General features: G+C 65.5%; 1 protein-coding gene. It reads right to left on the bottom strand.

Features of this window, described 5'->3' with window-relative positions; translation table 11 throughout:
- On the bottom strand, positions 1–1,278 hold a 1,278-nt coding region (locus EOA22_RS33975), incomplete at both ends, for a cobaltochelatase subunit CobN (RefSeq protein WP_206521487.1).

Genomic DNA, 1,278 nt, shown 5'->3' with positions numbered 1-1,278 from the left:
GAGCGGCCGCGGTCGGGGGCGAGGGCGATGGTGACGTTGCCGAAGGTGGCGGCGCGGAAGGGGAAGCTTCCGCGCAAACCTGTTTCGTCTTCCGCTTTGCCCCAAGCGGCTTCGACCGCAGTAATTGCCGCAGTCGGCAACTCCGTCGAGAAGGCAATGTAGTTATCTAAGGCCAATCCAGTATCGCTGGCTTCCAGCAAATCCAGCAACCCACGCGGCGTCTGCGGAATCCCCTCAATCACATAGCCCTGCTCCTTCAGGTCATGCAGCATGGCGAGCACGCTGGACGGCACGTCGAGGCCGACGGCATAGCCGGTTCGACCAGGAGCGCTAGGGTAATCCGGGATTAGGATGGCCAGCTTGCGCCCGGCGCGGGGTGTCTCCTGCAACTTGATGAAGGCCGCGACGCGGTCAGCGACCTGCGCCACGCGATCCGGTTCCGGCCGGTTGGCGAAGGCGCGGTGGCCGAGTGCGGGATCGGTCTCGGTCTCGCCCTTGAAGGAAATGGCGCCGGCGAGGACGCGGCCGTCGAGTTCGGGCAGCACGACATGCATGGCGAGGTCGGCGGGTGCCATGCCACGCTGGTTGTTTTGCCAGATGTCGCGGCGGGTGGTGGCGACGATGACCTGGAAGACAGGCACGCCGGCGCGGTCGAACAGCGTTTCGATGCCGGGTTCGGCGCCTGAGGCGAAAGCGGTCGCGGTGATGATGGCGGCGGGCTTCAGCGCCGTCAGTGCTGTTTCCACGAAGGCGAGGGAGGTTGGGTCCTTGAGGCTGGAGACGAAGATCGGGACTGGGTCGATGCCGCGCTGCCGCAGCGCTTCAACAAGCGCATCGATGGGCGCGACATCGGCGGCCAGCAGCATCGAGCGATAGAACAGGATGGGGATGATAGGAGCGTTGACGTTGTAAGCGCCAGCATTCGATAAGTCCGGCTTCTCCACAACTCCACATCCGGGCACGTAAAAACCAGCTTTCGGCACCACCACCGGGCCGATCACTTCCGCATCCTGTCCCGCCAAGCCCGCCAGCCTGCGCACCAGCGCGCTCATATTCGCCGGGCCGCCCTCGCGGAAATAGTCGAGCAGGCCGTCCAACTCCTCGCGCGGCAGCGTCGAGGCTTCGATCAGGCGCAGATCCTCGTCGCGGCATTCGCCGGGCAGCAGCGCCAGTTTTATGCCGCGTTCGCGGGCGGTCGAGGCAAGCTGGTCGCAGCCGTAGCGCCACCAGTCGTAGCCGCCGAGGATGCGCACGAGGATGATCTTGGCATGGCGGGCG

Origin of the sequence: Mesorhizobium sp. M7A.F.Ca.US.014.04.1.1, assembly GCF_003998745.1 — a bacterium.
Lineage (GTDB): Bacteria > Pseudomonadota > Alphaproteobacteria > Rhizobiales > Rhizobiaceae > Mesorhizobium > Mesorhizobium ciceri.
This window is presented reverse-complemented; position numbering and strand designations above follow the sequence as displayed.